This is a genomic window from Pseudomonas ogarae (assembly GCF_014268695.2).
Lineage (GTDB): Bacteria > Pseudomonadota > Gammaproteobacteria > Pseudomonadales > Pseudomonadaceae > Aquipseudomonas > Aquipseudomonas kilonensis.
In genome coordinates this window covers 108,655-131,673 of record NZ_CP077086.1, presented here as the reverse complement: position 1 = coordinate 131,673, position 23,019 = coordinate 108,655, and the positions used below count along the sequence as shown (strand labels likewise).

The 23,019-nt window shown below is 59.2% G+C and carries 17 protein-coding genes; 5 read left to right on the top strand and 12 right to left on the bottom strand.

The window, feature by feature from the left end:
- Positions 1-101 precede the first annotated feature (101 nt).
- From HU749_RS00540 to HU749_RS00530, 3 genes are read right to left on the bottom strand one after another with little or no spacing between them, the layout of a single operon-like run.
- Positions 102-773 (bottom strand): GNAT family N-acetyltransferase, encoded by a 672-nt coding sequence (locus tag HU749_RS00540; protein ID WP_186649438.1) that lies wholly within the window; start codon positions 771-773, stop codon positions 102-104.
- A gap of 10 nt (positions 774-783) precedes the next feature.
- Positions 784-1,230, bottom strand: a complete 447-nt coding sequence (locus HU749_RS00535; RefSeq protein WP_186649436.1) for a GNAT family N-acetyltransferase — start codon at positions 1,228-1,230, stop codon at positions 784-786.
- Between the two features lie 2 nt (positions 1,231-1,232).
- On the bottom strand, positions 1,233-1,874 hold the full coding sequence (locus HU749_RS00530; RefSeq protein ID WP_095973990.1) for an FMN-binding negative transcriptional regulator: 642 nt from the start codon (positions 1,872-1,874) through the stop codon (positions 1,233-1,235).
- 100 nt (positions 1,875-1,974) lie between these two features.
- Here HU749_RS00530 and pdxR point away from each other — a divergent pair, with 100 nt between their 5' ends.
- The gene (gene pdxR, locus HU749_RS00525) at positions 1,975-3,519 is read left to right on the top strand and encodes a MocR-like pyridoxine biosynthesis transcription factor PdxR (protein ID WP_186649434.1); all 1,545 of its coding nucleotides are present in this window, start codon (positions 1,975-1,977) and stop codon (positions 3,517-3,519) included.
- Positions 3,520-3,555: 36 nt separating this feature from the next.
- On the opposite strand, the gene HU749_RS00520 is transcribed toward pdxR, so the two are convergent.
- The 9 genes from HU749_RS00520 to HU749_RS00480 all read right to left on the bottom strand — a co-directional run bounded on the left by HU749_RS00520 (position 3,556) and on the right by HU749_RS00480 (position 18,574).
- The gene (locus tag HU749_RS00520) at positions 3,556-8,157 is read right to left on the bottom strand and encodes a dermonecrotic toxin domain-containing protein (RefSeq protein WP_186649432.1); all 4,602 of its coding nucleotides are present in this window, start codon (positions 8,155-8,157) and stop codon (positions 3,556-3,558) included.
- Positions 8,158-8,402: 245 nt separating this feature from the next.
- Positions 8,403-9,503 (bottom strand): polyamine ABC transporter substrate-binding protein, encoded by a 1,101-nt coding sequence (locus HU749_RS00515; protein ID WP_186649430.1) that lies wholly within the window; start codon positions 9,501-9,503, stop codon positions 8,403-8,405.
- An 11-nt stretch (positions 9,504-9,514) separates the two neighbouring features.
- Positions 9,515-10,546 (bottom strand): histone deacetylase family protein, encoded by a 1,032-nt coding sequence (locus HU749_RS00510; RefSeq protein WP_186649428.1) that lies wholly within the window; start codon positions 10,544-10,546, stop codon positions 9,515-9,517.
- A 376-nt stretch (positions 10,547-10,922) separates the two neighbouring features.
- Positions 10,923-11,282, bottom strand: coding sequence for a DUF6124 family protein (locus tag HU749_RS00505; RefSeq protein ID WP_046065854.1), 360 nt, complete (start codon positions 11,280-11,282; stop codon positions 10,923-10,925).
- A 607-nt stretch (positions 11,283-11,889) separates the two neighbouring features.
- A complete protein-coding gene (locus tag HU749_RS00500) occupies positions 11,890-14,073 on the bottom strand; it encodes a lipase family protein (protein WP_079303098.1) in 2,184 nt (727 codons plus the stop codon).
- A gap of 12 nt (positions 14,074-14,085) precedes the next feature.
- Positions 14,086-14,880: a hypothetical protein gene (locus HU749_RS00495; RefSeq protein WP_225919122.1), complete on the bottom strand. Its 795-nt coding sequence runs from the start codon at positions 14,878-14,880 to the stop codon at positions 14,086-14,088.
- Between the two features lie 12 nt (positions 14,881-14,892).
- Entirely contained in the window at positions 14,893-15,663 is a 771-nt protein-coding gene (locus HU749_RS00490; RefSeq protein ID WP_079303097.1) for a hypothetical protein, read from the bottom strand.
- Positions 15,660-16,514 carry a DUF4123 domain-containing protein gene (locus HU749_RS00485; RefSeq protein ID WP_079303096.1) on the bottom strand — a complete coding sequence of 285 codons (855 nt, stop codon included), beginning with the start codon at positions 16,512-16,514 and terminating at the stop codon, positions 15,660-15,662. The genes HU749_RS00490 and HU749_RS00485 overlap by 4 nt, the downstream gene beginning before the upstream one ends.
- Positions 16,511-18,574, bottom strand: a complete 2,064-nt coding sequence (locus HU749_RS00480; RefSeq protein ID WP_079303095.1) for a type VI secretion system Vgr family protein — start codon at positions 18,572-18,574, stop codon at positions 16,511-16,513. Before HU749_RS00480 ends, HU749_RS00485 begins: the two co-directional genes overlap by 4 nt.
- A 431-nt stretch (positions 18,575-19,005) precedes the next feature.
- On the opposite strand from HU749_RS00480, the gene tssA reads away from it, so the two are divergent.
- The 4 genes from tssA to tssE are packed head-to-tail and all read left to right on the top strand — an operon-like array spanning position 19,006 to position 23,018.
- Entirely contained in the window at positions 19,006-20,562 is a 1,557-nt protein-coding gene (gene tssA, locus HU749_RS00475) for a type VI secretion system protein TssA (RefSeq protein ID WP_046065849.1), read from the top strand.
- A gap of 32 nt (positions 20,563-20,594) precedes the next feature.
- Positions 20,595-21,098, top strand: coding sequence for a type VI secretion system contractile sheath small subunit (gene tssB, locus HU749_RS00470; protein ID WP_046065848.1), 504 nt, complete (start codon positions 20,595-20,597; stop codon positions 21,096-21,098).
- Between the two features lie 25 nt (positions 21,099-21,123).
- The gene (tssC, locus tag HU749_RS00465; protein WP_046065847.1) at positions 21,124-22,599 is read left to right on the top strand and encodes a type VI secretion system contractile sheath large subunit; all 1,476 of its coding nucleotides are present in this window, start codon (positions 21,124-21,126) and stop codon (positions 22,597-22,599) included.
- Between the two features lie 8 nt (positions 22,600-22,607).
- Positions 22,608-23,018, top strand: coding sequence for a type VI secretion system baseplate subunit TssE (tssE, locus tag HU749_RS00460; RefSeq protein WP_014340909.1), 411 nt, complete (start codon positions 22,608-22,610; stop codon positions 23,016-23,018).
- The last annotated feature ends 1 nt before the right edge of the window (position 23,019 follow it).

Below are 23,019 nucleotides of genomic sequence, written 5' to 3'. Positions count from 1 at the left end.
TCCCACAGGGATTTAGCTGTGAGCACAAGTCTTGCCGTCGACCCTGGCCCCTTGTGGGAGCGAGCCTGCTCGCGAATAGCGGACGATCAGTCACCCACAAGCTATGCCCGACACTCCACCAACCCGCGCACCTGCCCACCCTCGCGCTGATTGTCCTCACTCAACCAGCGCTCGAAGCCCGCGGCGATCGCCGGCCATTCCGAGTCCAGTATCGAGTACCACGCGGTGTCGCGGTTCTGGCCCTTGACCACCATGTGCTGGCGAAACACCCCTTCAAACGTGAACCCCAACCGTTCGGCCGCGTATTTGGAGCGGGCATTGCCGTTGTTGCACTTCCATTCCAGCCGGCGATAACCCAGGGCAAAAGACTCCTTGGCCAGCAGATAGACCGCCTCGGTGCTTTTCGGCGAACGCTGCATCGGTGCGCCGAAGGTTACATGGCCGATCTCGATGCGGCCCTGGGCCGGGACGATGGACATCAGGCTGAGAATGCCCTGCACCTCGCCGCTGGCGCGGTCGATCACGCTGAAGAAATACGGGTCGGTGTTGGCCGCATGGTTGTTCAGCCAGGCATCGAACGCGCCGCGATCCGTGAACGGGCCATAGGGCAAGTAATCCCAGAGTTTCGGGTCGGCACCGGGGCCTTCGAGGGCTTGCCACAGGCCATCGGCATGGCGCGCCGGATCGAGTTTTTCCAGGCGGATGAAGCGCCCTTCGAGCACCTGTGCAGAGGGCGCCGGGACACCTTTCCAATCGGCGAGTGAAGTCGACATGCTGCGCTCCTTAAAGGGCTTTGCGAAATTGAATGAAGCCTGGGCGCTCGGCGATGCGCTCGTACAGCTGGATCGCCGTGGCGTTGGTTTCGTGGGTCAACCAGTGCACCTTGCAGCAACCATCGGCCTTGGCGGTGGCGTAGACGAATTCGATGAGCTGGCGACCCACACCGGTGCCACGGCTCTGTTCCGTTACCAGCAGGTCTTGCAGGTAGCAGGAATTCTCGATGCTCCAGTTCGAACGGTGATAGATGAAGTGCACCAGGCCCACCGCCGTGTCGCCATCCCAGGCGAGGGCAGCATGGGTCGGTTCACGCTCATCGAGCAAGCGTTGCCAGGTGCTTTGGCTGACGGCGTCCGGCAATTCGGTCTTATAAAACCGCAGGTAGGCTTGCCACAGCGGCAGCCAGGCGGCGTGATCGTTGGCGCTGACGAGGCGGATTTCAGGTTGGCTCATGTTCACTCCTTGGACAATTGTTCGGGCATCAGGTGGGCGAGCGCCCGGTCCTGCGGGTCGGGGCTGGCGGCGAGGCCGTTGCGTACGCCGGCGGCATCCGCGGGGCTACGGTTCTGGCTGAGCTTGCGCTTGCCCTCCAGGCGCTGGATGGGCAGGGCGAAACCGACGATGGCCTTGAGCATGCTGTCGATGTACTCGGGCGGCGCATCATCGATCTTCCATGGCTGCTCGCGACCGGTTTCGTGGCGGTCGGTGAGGGCGCCCACCAGGTTTCGCAGGCGATGAGCATCGCTGAACACCTCGGCGCTGCCATAGGCGTGTACGGCCACGTAGTTCCAAGTCGGCACGACTTTGCCGTGTTCGGCCTTGCTGGCGTACAACCCTGGGCTGACGTAGGCGTCGACCCCGGCGAATATCACCAGGGCTTCGGCCCCGGCTTCCAGGTCGCGCCATTGAGGATTGGCCCGGGCCATGTGGCCGTAGAGGCTTCCGTTCGGCCCTTGTTGCGTGTCCAGCAACAGCGGCAAATGACTGGCCTGCAAACCGTGTTCACCTTGGGTGACCAATACGGCCAGGCGGCAATCGCCGATCATCTGGTGCAGTTCGGGCAGGTCTTCGACGGCAAAGGCTTTGGGGTTGTACATGATGATTTTCCTTGGCGAATGCGAGCATCCTAGGCAGGCTATTGGTCTGTTGTAAGAGCCACTTCCGGCCAATTCGATAGGTCCATTCGTGAGGGCTGTCATGCACAACGCCGCGCCGCCATTGTCGTTCAACCCCGCCGGCATCGAGCTGGACCGCCGCCAGGGGCTCAGTCGTCAGCTCTACCAGGCGTTGCGTACCCGGGTGCTCGATGGGCGCCTGGCCAGCGGCACGCGCCTGCCGGCCAGCCGTGACCTGGCGGCGGCCTTGTCGATCTCGCGCAACAGCGTGGTGCGGGCCTATGACCAGCTCTACGCCGAGGGTTTCATCGAAGGGCGGGTCGGTGACGGCACTTATGTGGCAAAACTGTCCTCGACGACGTTGCCGCTGAAAAACATATCCACAAAAGTATCCACAGGGTTTTCAACAGGCTTACCCACAGCCTTATCCACAGATTGGCTCGATTTACCTGTGGGTCCATCCAGTAAAGTTATCCACAGCGACGCGTTCAACCGCGTCGAAAAACACCATTTGGCCCAGCCACCCAGTGGCCCGCCGCGAGCATTTCGGGTCGGCGTACCGGCTTTCGATCTGTTCCCTTTCGACGTCTGGGCCAAGCTGAATGCGGCTTTCTGGCGCAAGCCGGATCTGCAGCAGCTGTGTTATGGCGATCCCCAGGGCGATGCGCGCTTGCGCGGGTTGATCGCGGCGTACTTGCGCAGCTCACGAGGGCTGCACTGCACGGCTGAACAAATTGTGATCACCAGTGGCGCACAGCAGGGCATAAGCCTTTGTGCACAGCTGTTGGTCGACCCGGGCGACGTCGTGGCGGTGGAAAATCCCGGCTATCGCGCGGCCGGGCATGCGTTCGCTGTTGCCGGTGCCGATGTCCGGGGCGTACCGGTGGATGGCGACGGCTTGGATTGCGCCGTGCTGGGTGGGTTGAGCCACTGTCGACTGGCCTACGTCACACCGTCCCATCAATACCCGACCGGGGTGGTCATGAGCCTGCCACGGCGGTTGGAACTGCTGGCCTGGGCCGAGCGCAACGACGGCTGGATCGTCGAGGATGACTACGATGGCGAGTACCGCTACAGCGGCGCGCCACTGGCACCCTTGGCTGCACTGGATCGCCAGGGGCGGGTGCTTTACGTCGGCACGTTCGGCAAAGTGGCGTTCCCGGCCCTGCGCCTGGGCTACCTGGTGCTGCCGCCGGGCCTGGTCAACGCCTTCGCCCGACGGCGCGCCGTGGACGTGCGCCACTCCGAAGTCAGCACCCAGGCGGTGATGGCCGAGTTCATGGCCGCCGGGCATTTCCAGCGGCATATCCGGCGTATGCGCAGGGCCGCCCTGGTTCGGCGTGATGCGTTGCTGGCGGGCTGGCCCAAGGCTGTTGCGGGTGTCGGAGCCCTGCCCACTGTCGTCGCCGGGCTGCATCTCACGGTCCCGGTAGAGAGCATCGAGCGCGAGCGCGAACTGATCGCCCAAGCGACGAATGTGGGTGTGGAAATCAATGGCCTGAGCAGTTATTGGTTGCCCACCACGCCGTCGCAGGTGCGCGCCGGGCTGGTGCTGGGGTTTGCGGCGGTCCCGCCAGCGGCGATCGGCACCGCGCTGGCGAACCTGTCGAAGGCCTGGAAACCCTGAGGGCGCGCCGCCGGGGCATCGGCGGCGGCCCTGGATTTATGGCCGCTCCTTTGGAAAAAACACCTGCTGGGCCTGGTCCATGGCAATTTCGCTGCGGTAATGATTGATCAACTGACGCTGGCTAAAGCCTTTTGTAGAAACGTCGGCTATCCCCAGAACCACCTGCTCCACTGTTTTCAGGCGTGCCGAAAGGAACGTACGGGCAGGCACCCAGTTCGTGGAGTAGTGAAAGTCGGCGAACCAGAGTGTCTTGTTGGTCTTCTTGTCCTTGATTTCATACCTGTCGAGGTAACCATGTGTGCGGCCCTTGATGCGTTGGCGGTTTATCCGTTTGGTGATGGAAATACGGTTTCGGTCTTTCAGCCAGATCACGCCGCTCATGGTCGGAGGGCTCTGCTTGATGATGTTCAGTACGGTTTCGAATTCCTGTTCATAGAGCGACTTCGATTCCCTCTTGAGGCGCAATCGCAAGGATTCGGCCGAGCGCTGCTGCGCCTCTGATATTTCAATCGTTTCGTTGGTGGCAACGCCTTGTGCCTGGTCGAGTGCCTTCCTGATCGCGATGCCGACCTTCTCCATCCTGCTGGCGTGGGCATTGAGGATCATTGCCACACCGGCCGGTGTCCGGCTTGGCTTTTTCAAGTCTTGTTCAATTTGCGCCTTGAACGCGGTCAGCCCGTCGATCAGGGCTTGGCCTTTGCGAACGCTCGTGTCCAGCGCAGGGACTGCCAGGGGAGGCGGGTCGGCCATCACGTGGGGCGCCCATTCGCCGGTTTCCTTGCGGTGGAACGAGACGATGATTTCCTCCGAGAACGGATTCTTCACATCGACCCAATCCGTTTCCTCATGCAGCTGCGATAAGCGAGGCTCACCGCTGATGACGCCCCAGAAGCGTGCCCTGATGAATTTCTTCCTGGCCCGCGGACGTGGCTCATGAGGGCTGCCTGACCTTCGCCGGTTGCTTCGCTCATCGAGGGCTTGCGCCAACTGCTCCAACGCTCGCCTTTTACATTCACCCATCTGTTTGACCAGCCGAGTGAGTTGTACAGGGCTGGTGCTGCCTCGGTATTCGCTGCCCATGTACTCGAGATGTTCTTCGATGGCGGCGAACTGTTCCGTCAGGCTGCCGAGCGCATCGATTTGTTCATCCAGCCGGATCATGCTTCGCTCATCCATGGCGTCGCGCAGGCTTTGGAAGGCCACCGTGGCGTTGTCGACAATACGGTTAATTTCCACCCAGCCTTCAGGCATCGTCTCGACGCTTTCAAGAGACAGGCAGAGGTGGCGGTACATATCCACCTGGATAAGTCGCAGATCGTCACTTTTGTAGACCGGCATCTTTGCGCGGTACTGGCGGACAAACTCAAAGCCTTCGCGTCCCATTTCCTTGAGCCTGGAAAAACGTGTCTCCATGTAGTCCAGGCGCTCGGTCATGTCGTGACCGGCGTTGATCATGGCGTTGGCAGCATCGATGTGTTGTTGCTCCAGCACCTTGACCTCGGACGTGATCATGCCCATGGCATCGGTCAGGGCAGGCGTAAAACGCTCTCGCAATACATCCATTTCCGCGAAGGTGAAATTCACTTGTGCGTTCAGGTAACCAAGGCTGACGCGAGGGTAATCGGGGCGTGACTGGAAGACCGGCCATTCAATCAGGGTCTTCAGCGCTTTTTCGTAGTTTTCTCGCTGGGCTTCCAGGGTCGTCAGATACGCCACACGCTTGGTTTCCCGGGCCGCGCCGGACGCCTGGTTCATTTCCTGCGCGTCCATGGTCAGCAACTTCTGGTTCGCCGGTTTCTGTTCTTCAAACTGGTTGAGTTCGGCCAGCAGCTCCACGTTGCGGCGTCGTGCCTCGGCGACGACCCTCTGCCGGGCACCTTTCGAGCCGCCACCGCGTAAGCGCAAGCGGGTATCGATCTGCCACTGGCCGCGTACATCATGGATCAGCGGAGGGCCGGTGCGGACTCCGTCAATCATGCAGACCAGATCGCCCTCTACGGTGACTTCGAACCATTTTCCCGCCATCTTCGCGTACCACTTCCTACCCTTCGCATAGAGGCCCCTGAGGGCGCCTTCGGCCCTGGGTTGCCCAGGTGAGTCGGGGGCCGCGATGCTGAAGCTATCGAGCAGATCGGCGCGCTTGCTCGACCTGCCGATCAAGGCACCGCTGGTATGAATGACCTCGTAGTGCTCTTGCGGCAGCTCTGTCTTGGTGAGCGGCGCGAGCGTTTCGATAATGAGCTTGGGTTTTAGCACTGGCGGGATTTGTGGTGGGGCAATCTCCGGGGCCTCTGTCGGACGGCTACCTTTGCTCGCCCTGGTGCGGTCAATCACGTAATGGATGATCCCCAAGGAGACGTTCAACAACACATCGACAAACAGCGCCCACTTGGCCTGGCTACTGGTTTCTTCGTCACTCTGCGTCAGCTCTTCAAGGTCGTTCAGGATCTGCCAGAGCCAGGTCGTGGTGGCCACCGTGGTGCCGAGGTAGGGCAGCGCCAAATTGAAAATCAGCCAGCCGGCCTGCTTGAAAGACTCCCAACGGCTCTCGCGATTGGAGACCGACTGATGATCGGCGAGCGTGACCAAGGCATTGGCGTTGGCCCGGAACAACAGTGGCAGGAAGTCGGCACCCAGGGTCTCGTCGCCAAGGCTGACAGGACCGTTATTGGACAAGGACTCCAGCGGGGCTGCCACGAACTCCACGATGGTCCAGGGCGAGGGCAGGGCGCCTGGAAAGACATCTCGGCCATAGGTCTCTCGTACCCCATCGGGCAGCCACGCCAGTACCGATTGGCGCAAAGGGGCGTTTTGCCTGATGGTGTACAGCAAGTTGCTGAACGACGGGAACTGCCACAGTTGCGGTTCAAGCAACGGTCGATAAAGCAGGCAAGGACCGGCACTTGGCGTCTGCGGGCCGATCACGAACATGTTGGCAACGATGTCCTCTGAAAGCCCCAGCTGCAGCTCGGGCACGAAAGCCAGTTTGCGCAGGACGATGGTTTGCCCGTCTACCTTGCGGTCGTCTTCCTGGGGCTCCATCAGCGCCGCGACATAACGACAACCGCGCTCATCGATATTACCCTGCCCACGGAGTTTGCCCTCCAGCGCAAGCATGGGCAGCTGTATGCGCAACTGCGAGGTGTACAGGTTTTCGCGGCGGAACGACTCCGCCGGGTCATTCAGCAGTTTGCGCTTGATCAGGTCGGGATAAACGCGGCCGATATCGACTTGGGTGATGAGCTTCTCGACGTAGTCCACCGTCAACCACGTGGGCAACACGGTCGTGTCGAGAGACCTCACCGTCTTGTTGCCCGGGGGCAGGGCAATCAGGTTTTGCAAGGCCAGGTCGACGAGGTTGAACCGCGTGGTATCGAATTTGAAGGGCACAACGAAGGTGCCCCAGACAACCGGGCTTTTTATCTCGATCTCGATTTTTTCCGGGTCCAGCGTCGAAGCGTCGTCGTGGTCGGATTGCATCTGCGTTTTCAGCGCCTGCGACGCATACGTTTTGAGGGGGGGAATGTCGTCCAGGTAGGTTTTTCCGGCGTGGGAGCTGCTCAGCGCCGAAAGATTCTTCATGTATTGGGCGAACAGGATCTGGTCGGAAACCGAAGCGGCCTGCAGCCACTCGGGCAACTGTTTTTGGAACCAGCTTTCGCCAGGCTCTATGTCCACTCCGCTGGGGGCCGGTGGTTCGTCTTCTGCATAGCCCGGATTCAGACTGATGCTGGGGATGCCAAGGATCTTGACCTGCACGGCGATGATCCCGCAGGCCTTGCTGTCGAAAATATTGCCGCTGGGCTCATAGAGCCGCCAGCGAATTTTCGTCGGGTGGACCAAGGTGCCCAGGTGTTCTGGCAGGGCTTGTCCCAACGCGTGCCGTGAAGCGAACTTCTCATAACCGTTGAGCAACGAGTGCACAAGGATGACCTCCTTGTTGTCGATCAGGCCGATCAGCACCACCAGCGAATTTTCATTCACGCGGTTGATCTCGTCGCCGTCGACCTCCTCGATGTCGACCAGATACGCGTGGCTGTCGTAGCTGTCGTTACGGTCTTGTGGGTCGGGGTACAGGAACAGTTGCCGGGCCATGTCGCATTCAGTCGCCGTCCAGCCTTCGATCTGCTTGACGTCCCAGAGCTTGCGCAGCGTGTGGGAGAGTTCATGCCAGCGTGGGCCGTAATTGCCAAACGGCATGTTCCAGTACGCCAGTTGCTGCTCCTGGCTGGCTGGCACCATGGCCGGCACCAGCTCGTTGATCAAACGGCCGATCTGGTCGATGCGCACCGGCAAATGCACCTCGGGCGCGGTGATCGGCAGTTGGGTCAGGAAGTGCAGCCCTTCGATCAACAACGTGGGTTTGCTCTGGTCCACCCGCGAGGCCAGCAAATCGCTGAGCGATTCATAGCGGGTGGGGCGCGCGACGATCTCGTCGCCAACGATGTCCCAGGCTGGTTCGCCGATGACGGTGGTATGCGGGTCGAGATCCAGTGACAGGTAGAGCTTCTTGAGTGCGTGGCGCAGCAGCATGGCCGCCACTTCCGGGTAGGTGGGGCCTGCGAGCAGTTGGTTGACCAGCGTGCTCCTGATACTCGCGTTGAACGCCGGGGCGGTGCCGGTAGGGTCTGATGTCATCTGAGTTGTCCCTGTCTCGAGATGGATGAAAACCCCGAAGCCGAACGCTTCGGGGTTTCCATGCTAGAGAGGCAAGGGACGGGGCAGGTGGTAACTATGTATACGCAGCCAACACCGGGTGGGAGCAAAGCTTGCTCGCGAAACAAGCGCCTCGGTCCTTGGCAGACCGCAGGGCCTTCATCGCGGGCAAGCCTTGCTCCCACAATGGTCTTGCTCCCACCATGGCCGTTATCCCACAACGGCTTTTACTGGCCGGATTTGATCCGGGTCCAGGCTCGTGTGCGCGCGCGCTCGGCATCCCGGGGCAAGGGTTGCAGGGTGTAGAGCGTGGTCATGGCCGCAGCGGTCGGGTACAGGTTGGGGTTGCCGCGGATCGCCGGGTCGACCATCTCGGTGGCGTCCTTGTTCGGGTTCGGGTAGCCGACAAAATCGCTGACCGGCGCAATCACCTGCGGTTGCAGCAAGTAGTTGATGAAGGTGTAGGCGTCGTCCGGGTTCTTCGCGCCTTTGGGGATGGCGAGCATGTCGAACCAGATCGGCGCGCCTTCCTTGGGCAGGCGCATGTCCACCGTCACGCCGTTCTTGGCTTCCTTGGCCCGGTTGGCGGCCTGGGAAAAGCTGCCGGAGTAACCCACCGCTACGCAGATCTCACCGTTGGCGATGTCGGCCATGTACTTGGACGAGTGGAAGTAAGTGATGTACGGGCGCACCTTCATCATCAGCGCTTCAGCCTTGGCATAGTCCTCCGGCTTCTTGCTGTTGGGGTCCAGGCCCAGGTGCTGCAAGGCCAGGGGCAGGATCTCCGACGGCGAATCGAGCAGCGCCACGCCGCACTGCTTGAGCTTGCTGATGTTCTCTTCCTTGAAGATCAGGTCCCAGCTGTCCACCGGCGCGTTGGCGCCCAGGGCGGCCTTGACCTTGTCCGGGTTGAAGCCGATCAGGATGGTGCCGTACATGTAGGGCACGGCGAACTTGTTGCCCGGGTCGTTGGCTTCGATCAGCTTCATCAGCTTGGGGTCGAGGTGGTTCCAGTTCGGCAGCTTGCTGCGGTCCAGGGGCTGGAACACCCCGGCTTCGATCTGCTTGGCCAGGAACACGTTGGACGGCACCACCACGTCATAGCCGGAGTTGCCCGTCAGCAGCTTGGCCTCCAGGGCCTCGTTGGTGTCGAAGATGTCGTAGACCAGCTTGACCTGGCTGTTCTGCGCCTTGAAATCCTCCAGGGCCTTGGGCGTGATGTAGTCGAACCAGTTGTAGACGCGCAAGGTGCGCTCCTCGGCCTGTACCGCGCCGCAAAGCAGCGCGGCGCACACGGCAGGGGCCATTAAACGCTTGAGTCTGTTCATGCTGTTATTCCTCATGGGGCGCTTTGGAAACCTTCAAGAACGTTCACGGCATTGATGCCGATTTCTGCCACCGCGTAGCCGCCTTCCATCACGAACAGCGTGGGTTTGCCGAGCGCCGCGATGCGCTTGCCCATCGCCAGGTAATCCGGGCTGTCGAGCTTGAATTGCGAGATGGGGTCGTCCTTGAAAGTGTCCACGCCCAGGGACACGACGATGACATCGGCGTCGTACCCCCGGATCTGCCCGCAGGCCTGCTCCAGCGCTGCGCTCCAGGTGTCCCAGCCTGAGCCGGCCGGCAAAGGGTAGTTGAAGTTGAAGCCCTCACCGGCGCCCTCGCCACGCTCGTCGGCATAACCCAGGAAGAACGGAAACTCCGCCTCCGGATGGCCGTGGATCGACGCGAACAACACGTCGCTGCGCTCATAGAAAATCGATTGGGTGCCGTTGCCGTGGTGGTAATCCACATCGAGGATGGCGACCTTTTTATGGCCCTGGTCGAGAAAAGCCTGGGCGGCGATGGCCGCGTTGTTGAGGTAGCAATAACCGCCCATCAAGTCCCCGGCGGCGTGGTGCCCCGGTGGGCGGCACAAGGCAAAGGCACTGCGCGCGCCACGCTGGATGTCCGCCTGGGCGGTGAGGGCCACTTGCGCGGCGCTGTAGGCCGCCTGCCACGTGCCGGCGGTGATCGGCGCGCCGGCGTCGAAACTGTAATAACCCAGTTGGCCGTGCAGGCTGGTGGGGATGACCGCGCGAAAGGTCCGCGCCGGCCAGGTGAAGGGCAACAAGTCGCCGTCGCGGTTGTACTTGGCCCAACGGTCCCAGGCGCCTTTGAAAAACTCCAGGTACGCCGCGCTGTGGATGCGCTGGATCGGCCCCAAGCCAAAATCCTGCGGCGCCTCCACCGGCCCCAGCCCCTGCGCCTTGACCCGCTCCAACACATGATCGGCCCGGGACGGCATCTCGAAACAAGGCATCAACTGCCCGTCCATCAACTCGCAGCGCCCGTGGTGCAGGTGGTGATCGTCCGAATAGATCGTCAGCATTTTTGTTCTCCGCAAGGCTGATCGGTGTGAACACAGTCTTGCGGCGCGCGGCGTTTCAGAGAACGGCAGGAGAGGCCAAAAGGGGATCGAAATGGCCAATAAGTTTGACCGTAAATCGCCCCTTGTTGGCGCGGGTGTGCGCGGAGGTGGGGCATGGAAGCCCTTGTGGGAGCGAGCTTGCTCGCGATGGCGGCAGCACGTTACACACCCATCTCAAAATACACCCGGTCCCCGTGGCGAGGGAGCTTGCTCCCGCTCGGCGGCGCAGCCGTCGTAAACCGGCTGATGCGGTTTATCTGAAGAATGCGGCAGCCTGTTTTGGGGCGGCTTCGCCACCCAGCGGGAGCAAGCTCCCTCGCCACGGGTGGTGTAGCGGTTAGCGAGGGTCGACGTTATCCAGCACACGGCTGGCCAGCATTGAACTCAGTTCGATCAATTGCTGGACGCCGAGGGCGATGTGGCGGCGGGGGCCTTCCAGATCGAAGGCCAGATTGCTGATCATCGCGTCGGCGGATGCCAGGTTTTCGCTGAGGTTGGCGAGCAGGCATTCGTTGTCGGCGTTTTTTTTCACGGTGAAGAGCTGGTCTGGATTGGATGCTTCTTCGGACTTTTCCGGTTTCGGTTGCAGGTAATAATCCAAGGCGCGCCTTTCTGCTTCGTCTTGTTTCTTCGTTTTGGATTTGGTGGACGCAGAGGTGCGATCTGTTTCGGGGGGATTCGGTGTTGGCTTGAACATGTGCTGATACTCCATGGTTAAGCCGCAACCTCTTCCCTACTAAAAGAAGGGTGGCGGCTGTACGCAGGTTAGTAGACCGGGGAGATCAGCATTGCCGGCGCGCCGAAGCGCCCTGCGCACAGCCACCATCAAGGACAGGTTAGGAACCTGCTTGGATGGAGAGCTCATGCATCCTACTGACACTACCTCGGGCTACTAAACCCGACCACTGATGGGCAGTGGCAGGGGAACGATAGAACCCATGGGCAAGGCGCACAAGCGGGCGGATTCTGGCGTAGTTGTAGGCAATGGCGCAAGGATTCGTAGCTGGGTGGAAGCGTTGCGCAGGGTGAATAAACAAGCCTTCGTAATGCCCAGGATTCGGGGCCAGGAAGCGTGCTCTTGCTCGGTGGCGCAGCGGTTTTCTGTAGGAATGTGCCGGCCTTTTTGGGGCTGCTGCGCAGCCCAGCGGGAGCAAGCTCCCTCGCCACAGGTTGAGCGTTGTTGACCAGCCCGAGGTGATCACAGAATGAGCGCCCACCGCCAATCCCCTGTGGGAGCGAGCTTGCTCGCGATGGCGGCAGCACGTTACATACCTGACCTGAAGGCGTGGAGAACGGCGCGTCGATCAGATGATGGAATCAAGATCCAGCGTGTAGGGCTTACCAATGGCATACCCATGAGCACCGCGGATCAACTCGCTATCGTCATCCAGGGCCGGCGCCATCGCCAGTTGCTCAGCCACTCTGTTCTCCGGGTGTGCCTGCCAACGGGCCAGGTTGTGTGCCAGTTGCTCGGGTTGCTCCGACAAGCTTCCGTAAACGTCTTTTTCACTGACCGACGCGGTGCGCAGCGTGGCCAGGCGCGCGCGTGTGTTGTGCATCTTGTCGACCTCACGGATGAGCGCAATGTTGATGGAGCTTTCGCTACGCCCATTGGGCGCGCCCCGTCCCGCCAGGTAGCGCTCTTCATCGCGCAACTGTTGGGTAATCCATGTCAGCGCATTGTCGATCCACTCATATTCGCGTTTTGTCGCCAGCGTGCTTCCGTCGATCTGCGCTTCCTGCCAGCGCCGCAAAGTCGCCCAGCATGCGGGAATGTAGCTGGGGACCATGAAGTGATCACCGGTCTGGATGAGTTGGGCCAGTAAGGCCGGGCGGTCCGGCAGGCCATATCTATGCTCGAGAGCCACCTCGCAGGCGGCGTGTTGAGTGATGGTGTCGCACTGGGGCATCCACAGGATCGACGAGCGCTCCTTGCGATCGAACTCCACCGGCAGGAAGTGCCGCAAGATGCCGTGGTGTTCGTAGGGCTCGCCCGTCAAGTTAGTGATGCCCGCCACGAACACGGAAAGGCCGACCGGTACGTTGGCGAACGTAAGGGCCAACCCTGTGCCATAAACACCGCTCTTGGTATTCATCCAACTGCCGGGCACGCTGGGTATCGGGTCGTTGTGGTTGACCATTCGGTAGTGCACCAGGGCTTCGGCGTTTTTTGTGAAGGTGGCATCGGCGGCGCGGGGTGCGCCGTAGGTGTAGAGTTGGATGGTGTAGTCGAAGCCCGCTCTGCGCCGCAGTATCTCCGAGAGCAACAGTGCCACGGCCCCTCCCAGACTGTGACCGCAAATCAGCAATTTCTGCCCCGCATGGAACCTGTCCAGATAGCTCGTCACGAAGGCCGCGGTTTTTTTTGCGGCGCCATAGAACCCTCGATGCACCCGGCCGACACCTTCTTCAAACGGCACCTGAAGCGCATCGGCGTCGCGCAGGAAGTCGGCGGTTTGCTGGGTGCCACGTACTGCGATCAGGACCAGCTCGTCATTGTGGGTGATGTAGGCCTGGGTATCCGTGGCTTGCGCCCCGGTTTTGCTGTCATCGAGGAAATGGACTTTGGCGGGGTGTTCCTGATCTTCACCCAATTCCGGATCATTGACGGTGTAAAGAAAGGGGTCAAACGGCACGATCTCCAGGCGTTTGGAGTAGGGCACGTCTTCATACAGCGGGTAGTAGGGTTTTGGTTGTTCCGGATAGAACTCCCCGAGCTCTTCGAACTTGGCCAATGCATCCGCGAACCAGTTGCCCACGCTTGGTTGTTCGGAGAAGCTCAGCGGCGTTTTTATTGGGGCCTTGTCAGGTGTCTGGCCGAAGGGGCAATAGGTCAAGGTCGACATGAGCGCCAATTGATACAAGTTGAGCGCACAGAATTCGGGGGCGGTGGACAGCATAGGCCGCAAGGCGCGCAACGGGCGAACTTCCAGCACTGTGTGTTTTTGCGGCATCAGGGCAACACCGAGTTTGCCATGTTCGCCCATCAACCGTGCCGGCCCAGCCGGGAGCGGGTAATGGCGGTACACCTCGGGCGGCAAATGCGCGACGTGCTTGACCAGGTGCCGTACTTCCACTTGGAAGAAATCGTCTGCGCAGGCTTGTGCGGGATTGTCCCGGATGCGTGTAGCGTTTGGGTTCAGGTAACGGGTTTGCTCGGCGCGGACTTGTAGTTCGGTGATTTGGAGGGGGTAGTGTGGTCGCTCCGCGACACGAACATAAACTTTTTCATGTCCTTGGTATTTCTCTTCAAAAAACAGCGCGATTGGTCCTGCGAAATGATTGGTGATCTTCCCAGCACCCGTGGCATCCAGGCTGCCACGGTATGTTTGTCCTTCTGAGTCAATGGCGACATAGGCCAACGCCGCATAAGGTTCTCCGGCACCAAATTCATCGACGAGCTGAAAACTGGTCCACTTACCCCCCATAGGGCAGCTCAGATTGCGATGGCTCAGCCGTGACTCCAGTTCGTTTTGCAATGACGTCATGTGCCAACCTCCTTATTCCATACAACCTGGGTAAATGGTGCATTTCTGTCCGTCCGGCATCTGGAAACCGCTGAAGTCCTTGTAGTTACCGAAGCAGTACGCATCTTGATCTTCAAAGTTTTCCCCCATGCAGCGTTTCCAACCGTTAGTCACCTTCACCCAAGTGTCTCCAATGGCGGGTCTTTCCTCGTCCGCCAACTTGATCTTCATCCTTACGGTCTTACCCGGTAGCTGATCGAGGGTGTACGCCGAGAAGGGGCGTCCACGTCCAAGCTCGCCCTGTGGGTTGGTTTTTTTGCAGTCGAGGATTTTTACGATGCGTCGTTTGGACCCAGCAGTACGGAACAACCACTGGCACTGACCATAAAAGACACTTTCATCCAATTCATTGAAAGCGCCCTTGTACCGCGGCTCCAACTCATCGCGTATGGCAACGACCGCGGAATCACCGCTTATATCTCCCCAGTCGCTCCCATACGCCGAGTTAATTTCGAGCTTGATGCGATAGATCACCAACGGGCAGCCGCTGACGGTTCTGTACAGGTCTATTTCTGAGATCGGCTGGTAACTTTTGCGCCATTCCAGGTTGTACCCGACCTCTGTATTTCTGCCGCCCAGTACGGTGCAGGTCTGCCCTTTGGCGGGCACGTACACCGCAACGGCCTGGTAGGCAAAGCCAGGCGGCAAATCAGCGGTAAAGATAAAAGTGTTCGCTTGTTTGTTGGCGCAACCAACGATTAACGCGATGGAGCAACCCAAGCCTGCGTTACGCAACAGCGCATATATCTTTGAGTGGGACGTAGTCACGGGATAGGAGCCTTATTCCGTACAACCTGGATAAATGGTGCATTGCCGGCCGTCTGGCATCTGAAAACCGCTGAAGTCTTTGTAATTGCCAAAGCAAAATGCGTATTGATCTTCAAAGTTGTCGCCCATGCAGCGTTTCCAGCCGTTAGGCACCTTCACCCAGGTATCTCCCATGTAGGGTCTCTCCTCGCGGGCCAACTTGATCTTCATCCTCACGGTCTTACCCGGTAGTTGATCGAGGGTGTACGCCGCGAAAGGACGCCCACGCCCAAGCTCGCCCTGTGGGTTGGTTTTTTTGCAATCGAGGATTTTTCTGAGAATCCGGGGCTTGCCTGAAGTGCGGAACAACCACTGGCATTGGCCGTAGAAGACGCTTTCGTCTGCTTCGCTGAACATGCCCTTGTATTGGGGTTCTAATTCATCACGTATAGCGATACCTGCGGAGTCTCCACTTATATCGCTCCAATCCTTACCATACGCCGAGTTGATTTCCAGCTTGACGCGATAGATCACCAACGGGCAGCCGCTGACGGTTCTGTACAAGTCTATTTCTGAGTTTGGCTGGTAACTTTTCCGCCATTCCAGGTTGTACCCGACCTCTGTATTTCTGCCGCCCGGTACGGTGCAGGTCTGCCCTTTGGCGGGCACGTACACCGCAACAGCCTGGTAGGCAAAATCAGGCGGCAAATCTGCCGTAAAAGTAAACGTGTTCGGCTGTGTGTTGGCACAACCTGCGGTTATCGCCAGGCCGCTCAAACTTGCAATGCGCAAAGCCTGTTTCATGACGGCGTATCTCCCTGCCAAAACGCTGCCATCAGGCGCACCCGTTCAAAATGCTCGTCGGGGCTTTCTGCTGAACGTACTTGCCAGTACGGCGCCAGCACCTGGGCGGGTGCTTGCAGGCGCTGGGTCAGTAAAAACTCCAACTGCTCGGGCGCCTGCCAGTGCCAGACCTCGGCCTGGTCGAGCGTGACGCGCAACCACGCATCCGGGTCCTGTTGCTCGGCCAGTGTGGCGAAGGCCTGGACATGCTCTGCCAACAGGAAGCGGCGGGCATTGAGGAAGCGAGTCTGCTTCGCTTGCTGCGGGGTAACAGGCACCTGCAGCCAAAGAGGCGAGTCGGGTAGCGAATATTCCCCAGGGGCGGGGTTATAGGTGCTTGCCCAACAAGTGCCCTGCCAATAGCAGACACTGAGCGCTGGCCCGAGATAGGCCGGATAGGCTTCAACAGGCAGGTGCTTGAGCGCGCGGGCCAGGACACGGTTGTCATGGAAGCGGTACAACGCCTGATGGGGGCGCTCTCCGATGATCAGTCGTTCACGCCAGTGCTCCACCAGCGTTGGCAGGCCCCCTTTGGGAAGGCTGGCAAGCCATCCCCAGTGGCTGTCCGGCCGGTTAAGCAATTCATTGATGTGTTCGTCGCCGGGCCGATCGAAGCTGAAGACAAAGGGCCCCACGTCAGCGAGGTCAGCAACCAGCGTTTGGCCGTACACGCTCAGGTACTGGTCGGGACGACTGTTCTTGAGCAATGCCTGGCGCGTGTGGTGCTCATGTTCTGAGTCCAGAACGACACACAGGGTGTGGCCGAGGCGTTGCTGTTCGATCAACCATTGATGGGGGAGTGAGCGAGTCATGCGGCGGCGACTTCCATTGGGCAGAGACCCTCGCGGCAGGCCTCGCAGATCGGACAAAAGTCCAATCCCGCTGCTTTGCTGGCCGTTATCAGAGCGCGTTGAGTGGGGGCGAGCACGGGGGCTGGAGCCGCCAAGGGATCGGTCAAGCCAGGCGTGAATGATGAGGCGGTAGCACCGGCCATGGGGGCGCCGCCGAGCTGGATTTCACTGCTGCTGTAGATACCGCTGTGGTTGATCAGGATGTGCTGGCCCCCGGCTTTCAAACTGAGGGTTGCACCTGCTTCAAGGATCACATGAGCGCCGGCCTTGATCTGTATTTGCTGCCCGGCCTCGACGGCCAGTGTCTGATCGACACGGGTATGGCGGTTGGCGACGCGTAGATAGTCATTGCCTTCGACCTGGACGGTACGGTCGGCGGCGGTGGTCCGATGTTCCTCGGCGTGCAGAACGGTGATGCTGTTGCCCCTGATGGTCTCCCGCCGCTCGTTGCCAATCTCAAGTCGGCTGTCGTTTTCGATCTTCTGTTCCATGTCACGCTGGGCCCGCAGATAGATCAGCTCCTGACCGGCGCGGTCTTCCAGGTGCAGCTCGTTGAAGCCGTTGTTGCCCGGCGAGCTGCAAGAACGAAACACGGTGCGGGTCTTGTGCGCAGGCAGCGGGTAGGGCCGAGCGTTGGCGCTGTTGGTCAGACATCCGCTGATCAGGGGCTTGTCGGGATCGCCTTCCATGAAGGTCACCAACACCTCCATGCCCACCCGCGGGATCGTGACGCCCCCGTAGCTGTTGCCCGCCCAATTGGAGGCGACTCGCAACCAACAGCTGCTGCCGTCGTCGAGGTGCCCCGCACGATCCCAGAAAAACCTGACCTTGACCCGGCCATACGGGTCGCAGTGGATCTCTTCGCCCTTGGGCCCCGTGACGATTGCCGTCTGGCTGCCCCATACACGTGGTTTTTGGTAAACCCGTTGCGAACGAAAGATCGCATCCCAAGGCGTGGCAACGAAGTGATTGCGATAGCCCTGATTGAAGTGCTCTTCAGCCCTGCCAGTGTCGCTGGGGGTGATTTCCTCCAGTACCTGCGGCTGTTTGCCTTCGTGATGCACTTCGGTCAGGAGCCATAGATCATTCCATTCCTGACGAGGGTGCCCGCTCAATGTCAGGAAGTGCCCCGTCGTCAGTGCCGGCTGATCACTCTTTCCTTCGGCCTGGCGGTAGTCGACACGATGACGTTCCAGGGCTCGCCGGCTCAATAACCTGCCGCGTTTTTCCTGGGTAAAGTCGCCTGGATAATCATAGGCCTCCAAGTCTGGTTGGATCTTTTCGACGCCGGGCTGGCAGCTGCTCTCCAGTGGGAATGTCGACTTCTTGAAATCGTAATCACGGCGCGTGACGCGGCTGGTCCGGGTCTCCAGTCGCAGGCCAAATCGATGGATAACCGGCTCGTCGTCAACCATGCCGCTGCCGTGTTTATAAGCAGTGCGGTGCTCAAGCCGGGGGAATACAGTCTGGTCATCACCAAATACCAAGTGATGGCCCGACTCACTGTGCTGGAAGTGATAATGCAGGCCTTCTTCGTGACACAGGCGCTCGATGAAGTGCAAGTCGGATTCGCGATACTGCACGCAGTAGTCACGAGGCGAATAACTTGCACTCAACTGGAAGCAATGGGCGTCAGTGAGAATACCGTGCTCCTTGAGGACCGATGTAATGATCTGCGGAACACTGACGTGTTGAAAAATACGCTGGTTGGTGCGGTGTTCCAAGTAAGTCAATCGTGGAACCAGTCTTATCTTGTAATGCGTCAAGCGTTTGCCAGTGTCGCCTTGTACAACACGATAAATCAGCCCATGAACACCGCTTCCCTGTTTGTTGAATGCAAGAAATGCCTGCTGGTTTAACAAGTATTCCAAATCCATATCGCTTTGTTCGCTGACGAGCTCGATATCAAACGAATAAGGTGTGCTAATGGCTTCGCAGCCTTCGAAGGCCAACACTTTTAGGTCATGTTCGAGGTCAGGAATTGTGAGATAAATTTTGCGCAAATCAGGGGTGTGGAACATTCGCGGGTCCTTGGGCGTTGGCTTTGACTCCTGATCACATTGAAGCAGTCTTGAGGGGCGTGCGCGCAGAGAGCCGCAAAAAAAGAAAAGGATGTAAGAGTTCTCTTCGCAGCAAGTAGGAACTGAGAATGAAATGATTTGAAGTGTTTTTTAGTTGGCTCGATGGTGGTTCGACCTTGACAGGAAGGAATCGGCATTGGGAGTTTCGGAAGGGGTAGTTTTTTTTGAAAAAAGGAAAGGTCCTACTTTTTTATTTTTAAAACTTTGGCATTCTTCGCTGCGTTCCGCTGGTTGGGGCGGTGTGAGTTTTTAGGTATGCCTTGATTGTATTTGGCGAAACTTCCTACAAGCAAAACCGAATATTCACCTTGAATAACCCTGCCGCCAAAACTGCCCATCTCACAAACTGAATTCTCTTAACAGGGTCGTGAATGTCGTATTCCGGAAAACTGTCCGCCCATTACCTGGCTCTCGCCAAAACGCCCATCTCCAAAGAGGGTTTTGCGGGTGCGGACGTGCGTTTTTCGAATGAATACGAGGCGTTGGAAAGCGAGCTGGGCAAAGCCCAGTCGATGCACGAAAGCGGCCAGGTCGACTGGCTGAAGATCCGTGAAGGAAGTGAAGCGCTGTTGCGTACCCAGTCGAAGGACTTGCGAGTGGCGGCCTGGCTGGTTTGGGCGCTGTATCAGCGTGAATCTCTCCAAGGGCTGCTGGCCGGCCTCTGTCTTTTGCACCACTTGTGTAAAAACCATTGGCCTGACATTCATCCGATCAAAAATCGAACCCGTGCCGCCAGCATCAATTGGTTGGTGCCTCGCCTGGAGCAGGCGTTGGGCGATGACGTTGCGATCAAGGAGCAGTTGCCGCTGTTCCGCCATCTGACAGAACAACTTGAAGGTCTCGATACCGCCTGCACCGCCCACTTGGGTGATGATGCGCCTCTGCTACTCCCGTTGTGTCGGCGCCTCAACACGATGATCCAGCGTGCCACAGACAACCTGCCGCAGGCGGGTGCCATTGGGACGGTAGTGGCTCAGGTGAAGCAAGTTGCCACCCAACTGCTCACGCCCGGCGCTCCGATCGAAAACGAAAAAGAAGCTCACAAGTCTCTGCGTGCCCAGCAGGAAAGCGCAGGGCCGTTATGCATCTGGTGGCTCAAGCAAAAAGCAACCGACGTTCGGGCCCTGCGCCTGAATCGTACGTTGACCTGGCTGGCCATTGACGCCATGCCCGAGCGCAACGCCGAGCAGATCACGCAGTTGCGGGGACTGCCGGCGGACAAACTCAAGGCTTATCAGGACAGTCTCCACCAAGGCGATTACGCGAACCTGCTGGTGGAGATCGAGGCCAGCCTGGCGAAGGCTCCGTTCTGGCTCGATGGCCAGCGGCTTGCCTGGGAGTGCCTGCAAGGATTGAACGCCGAGTTGGCCATGGGTGAAGTGGAGGTCCATTTCGCGCTATTCATCCAGCGCCTGCCGGGGGTTATCGAATTGCGCTGGCATGACGGTACGCCGTTCGCCGATCCCGCCACGCGGGCGTGGATCGCGTCCCAGGTTATGCCTCATCTGCAAAACCCCGGCGCGGCACCCGAAATCGATACCACCCACAATGATGCGCCTTGGGAACTGACGCTGGAAGAGGCCCATTCGATCCTGTCCAGGGATGGCCTCAAACCCGCCGTCCAGTTACTCAGGCAAGGCATGCAAAACGCTCTTGGGGCACGCGAGTGTTTCCTCTGGCGGTTCGCGATGGCTCGCTTGTGCTTCTCGGCGAGGAAATACGAACTCGCGAAAGTCCAGCTCGAGGTCCTCGACCAGACACTGCAACACGCCGGCCTGAATACCTGGGAGCCCACCCTGGAGTTACAGGTACTGCATTTGTTGCACAGCTGCTGCGAGTTATTGCCTCAGAACCACGTCATACGCGAGTGCAAGGACGAGACCTATCGCAGGTTGTGTCACCTAGACCTGGAACGGGTCATTGAATAGGCCTCCGGGTCCAAAATTGTAAGGAGAAAGTCATGGCCAAAGAAGGCTCGATCGCCCCCAAGGAACGCATCAACGTTACCTTCAAACCTGCCACCGGCGGTGCCCAGGAAGAAATTGAACTGCCCTTGAAGCTATTGGCGATCGGTGATTACACCCACCGCAGGGATGAACGCAAGATCGAGGATCGCAAACCGATTGGCATCGACAAGATGACCTTCGACGAGGTGTTGGCCAAGCAAGAGCTGAACCTGACCCTCAGCGTACCGAATCGTCTTCAGGAAGAAAGCGAAACTGAAGAGCTGGCAGTACAGCTGCGTGTGAACTCGATGAAGGATTTCACCCCGGCGAGCCTGGTCGAGCAAGTGCCGGAGCTCAGCAAACTGATGGAGTTGCGCGACGCCCTGATGGCGCTCAAAGGGCCATTGGGTAACGCGCCGGCGTTTCGCAAGGCCATCGAAGGTGTACTCGGCAATGACGATTCCCGCCGCCGCGTACTGGATGAGCTGGGCCTGAACACCACAGCGAAGAACGCTTGATTCTTTCAGCCAAGGAAGCCGAAACATGAGTACCCATGCCGTACAGCAGCAAAGCCAGGACAACGCTGATTACAGCATTCTTGAGAGCATCATCGCCCAGACTCGCCTGACCCCGGACGATGACGCCTACGACATTGCCAGGCGAGGCGTGTCTGCGTTCATCGAAGAGTTGCTCAAGCCGCAAAACAGCGGCGAGCCGGTCAAGAAGGCCATGGTCGATCGCATGATCGCCGAGATCGACGCCAAGCTCAGTCGCCAGGTGGACGAAATCCTCCACCACCCACAATTCCAGGCCTTGGAATCGGCATGGCGCGGTTTGCAGTTGCTGGTTGACCGCACCGACTTCCGCGAAAACATCAAGATAGAAATGCTCAATGTTTCCAAGGACGATTTGCTGGACGACTTCGAGGACTCGCCAGAAGTCATGCAGTCAGGCCTGTACAAGCATATCTACACCGCTGAATACGGTCAGTTCGGCGGGCAGCCGGTAGGTGCGGTCATCGCCAACTACTTCATGTCGCCAAGCTCGCCGGACGTGAAGTTGATGCAGTACGTGTCCAGTGTCGCCTGCATGTCCCATGCGCCGTTCATTGCTGCTGCCGGTCCGAAATTCTTTGGCCTGGAAAGCTTTACTGGCCTGCCAGACCTCAAGGACCTGAAGGACCACTTCGAAGGTCCGCAATTCGCCAAATGGCAGAGCTTCCGCCAATCGGAAGACGCTCGCTATTTTGGTCTGACCGTACCGCGCTTCCTGTTGCGCAACCCCTATGATCCGCAAGAGAACCCGGTCAAATCATTCGTCTACAAGGAAACCGTTGCCAATAGCCACGAGCACTACCTGTGGGGCAATACGGCATACGCGTTCGGTACAAGGCTGACCGACAGCTTTGCCAAATTCCGCTGGTGCCCGAATATCGTTGGTCCTCAAAGCGGTGGCGCGGTTGAAGACCTGCCGTTGCACCACTTCGAAAGCATGGGTGAGATCGAAACCAAGATCCCGACCGAAGTGCTGGTGTCCGACCGACGTGAGTACGAATTGGCCGAGGAAGGCTTCATCTCCCTGACCATGCGCAAAGGCAGTGACAACGCCGCGTTCTTCTCCGCCAGTTCCGTGCAGAAGCCGAAGTTCTTTGGTAACGGTGCCGAGGACAAGCATGCGGAGCTGAACTACAAGCTTGGCACTCAGTTGCCTTACATGATGATTGTCAATCGACTGGCTCACTACTTGAAGGTTCTGCAGCGCGAGCAATTGGGGTCATGGAAGGAGCGCACAGACCTGGAGCGTGAGCTCAACAACTGGATCCGCCAGTACGTGGCCGACCAGGAGAACCCGAGCGCCGAAGTTCGTGGCCGCCGTCCGCTGCGCGCAGCGAAGATCATAGTCAGCGACGTTGAAGGTGAGCCGGGTTGGTATCGGGTAGGCCTGAACGTACGGCCTCACTTCAAATACATGGGGGCCGATTTCACGCTGTCGTTGGTTGGCAAGCTGGACAAGGCGTAGGCGCGCTCATGACGTACGGCAGCCTTTTCGAGCGCCTGGCCGGTGATTCAGAAAAGCGCGCGGGCTTGAGCCGTGAGATGTGTGTCGTGACATCGGTGGCTGCGCATCTGGCCAAGATGCTCAGCACCCGGGCGGGTAGCGTGCAGACGCTATCCGATTATGGGCTACCGGATCTCAATGACATGCGCTTGAGCCTGCACGACGCAGGGAGCCAGGCCCGCAAAGCGATCGAGGCGTTCATCAAGGCCTACGAGCCACGCCTCAGGAATGTCTGTGTCGTTTCAATACCAAGTCATGCCGATCCGCTTCGCCTGTCCTTCAGCATCGACGCTTTGCTGGATGTGGAGGGGGTCAGGCGACAGGTCAGTTTTTCCGCGTGCCTGGACGGCAGCGGTCAGGTCAAGGTCAGACAAGGATAGC

Coding starts and splice junctions, on each gene's coding strand:
- HU749_RS00510 (WP_186649428.1), bottom strand. CDS start 10,546: ATGCTGACGATCTATTCGGACGATCACCACCTGCACCACGGGCGCTGC.
- tssE (WP_014340909.1), top strand. CDS start 22,608: ATGACGTACGGCAGCCTTTTCGAGCGCCTGGCCGGTGATTCAGAAAAG.
- HU749_RS00505 (WP_046065854.1), bottom strand. CDS start 11,282: ATGTTCAAGCCAACACCGAATCCCCCCGAAACAGATCGCACCTCTGCG.
- HU749_RS00520 (WP_186649432.1), bottom strand. CDS start 8,157: ATGACATCAGACCCTACCGGCACCGCCCCGGCGTTCAACGCGAGTATC.
- tssA (WP_046065849.1), top strand. CDS start 19,006: ATGTCGTATTCCGGAAAACTGTCCGCCCATTACCTGGCTCTCGCCAAA.
- HU749_RS00485 (WP_079303096.1), bottom strand. CDS start 16,514: ATGACTCGCTCACTCCCCCATCAATGGTTGATCGAACAGCAACGCCTC.
- HU749_RS00490 (WP_079303097.1), bottom strand. CDS start 15,663: ATGAAACAGGCTTTGCGCATTGCAAGTTTGAGCGGCCTGGCGATAACC.
- HU749_RS00500 (WP_079303098.1), bottom strand. CDS start 14,073: ATGACGTCATTGCAAAACGAACTGGAGTCACGGCTGAGCCATCGCAAT.
- HU749_RS00540 (WP_186649438.1), bottom strand. CDS start 773: ATGTCGACTTCACTCGCCGATTGGAAAGGTGTCCCGGCGCCCTCTGCA.
- tssB (WP_046065848.1), top strand. CDS start 20,595: ATGGCCAAAGAAGGCTCGATCGCCCCCAAGGAACGCATCAACGTTACC.
- pdxR (WP_186649434.1), top strand. CDS start 1,975: ATGCACAACGCCGCGCCGCCATTGTCGTTCAACCCCGCCGGCATCGAG.
- tssC (WP_046065847.1), top strand. CDS start 21,124: ATGAGTACCCATGCCGTACAGCAGCAAAGCCAGGACAACGCTGATTAC.
- HU749_RS00535 (WP_186649436.1), bottom strand. CDS start 1,230: ATGAGCCAACCTGAAATCCGCCTCGTCAGCGCCAACGATCACGCCGCC.
- HU749_RS00515 (WP_186649430.1), bottom strand. CDS start 9,503: ATGAACAGACTCAAGCGTTTAATGGCCCCTGCCGTGTGCGCCGCGCTG.
- HU749_RS00530 (WP_095973990.1), bottom strand. CDS start 1,874: ATGTACAACCCCAAAGCCTTTGCCGTCGAAGACCTGCCCGAACTGCAC.
- HU749_RS00480 (WP_079303095.1), bottom strand. CDS start 18,574: ATGTTCCACACCCCTGATTTGCGCAAAATTTATCTCACAATTCCTGAC.